Here is a 1,162-nt window from a genome sequence, read left to right on the forward strand (position 1 = left end):
TGGCGATGATGGTGATCAGCCCGAACGATGCAAGCACGTTCTGCCACCAGTGGTTGCGCAGGCCGCCCATCAGCTGCCACATCAAGGGCCGCGGCCCGCGCGATACCTACGGGTAGCCGCGCGGTGACCGGGGCGAGATCCGTTGCGCCCGCGTCGCTCTCGGACCCGAAGTTGTGGACATGTGCACAGGGCCTGTGGATAACTTTCGGGTGCGTCGGAACAGTGCGATCTCGCGCCCTCGGACCGCCGGGCCGGGCACCCACCCTATTCGCGCCTACGACCGGCAAAATCCCCGGGGAGGCGGAACCGTCTCGCGGTTGGACGATTTCTCGCATTCACGGCGAAGCCAGGGGTGTCGTAGGTGCACTGTAAGTTGGGCTTACCAGTAGGATGGTGACGTAACCAGCGGCGAACCCTCGGCGCGTGCTGTGCAGTCCGTGATATCTGATGGCTCTTTCGAGCCGTGCGCGTGCTGCCCGGATCGCTGCGCCAGGGATCAGCAAGTAAGGAGAGCTACCGAGAAGTGGCTGCCAACGACTCCAACGCATCGGGCAACAATTCAGGCTACGGTGCCTCTTCCATCACGGTCCTCGAAGGCCTCGAGGCGGTGCGCAAGCGCCCTGGCATGTACATCGGTTCCACCGGTGAACGCGGTCTGCATCACCTCATCTGGGAGGTTGTGGACAACTCGGTCGATGAGGCGATGGCCGGCTACGCCACCAAGGTCGAGGTGACCTTGCTCGCCGACGGCGGCGTCGAGGTGATCGACGACGGTCGCGGTATCCCGGTCGGGATGCACGCCCAGGGCGTGCCGACGATCGAGGTCGTCATGACTCAGCTGCACGCCGGTGGCAAGTTCGACTCCGACTCCTACGCGGTGTCGGGTGGTCTGCACGGTGTCGGCATCTCGGTGGTGAACGCGCTCTCGACCAAGGTCGAGGTCGAGATCGACGTCGACGGCTACCACTGGACCCAGACCTACAAGGACGCCAAGCCGGGCAAGCTCGCGCAGGGTGAGCCGACCAAGGCCACCGGCACCACGGTGCGGTTCTGGGCCGATCCGGACATCTTCGAGACCACGACCTACAACTTCGAGACCGTGGCGCGGCGCCTGCAGGAGATGGCCTTCCTGAACAAGGGCCTCACCATCAAGCTCACCGAC

General features: G+C 64.6%; 1 protein-coding gene. It reads left to right on the forward strand.

Annotation, left to right across the window (positions count from 1 at the left end; all coding sequences use genetic code 11):
• Nucleotides 1–523: 523 nt before the first annotated feature.
• Nucleotides 524–1,162, forward strand: a 639-nt coding sequence (locus AB0F44_RS30210; protein WP_357361062.1) for an ATP-binding protein, incomplete at its 3' end; no start/stop codon positions are given.

The organism is Nocardioides sp. NPDC023903 (assembly GCF_040639295.1).
In the GTDB taxonomy this organism is placed as follows: Bacteria; Actinomycetota; Actinomycetes; order Propionibacteriales; family Nocardioidaceae; genus Nocardioides.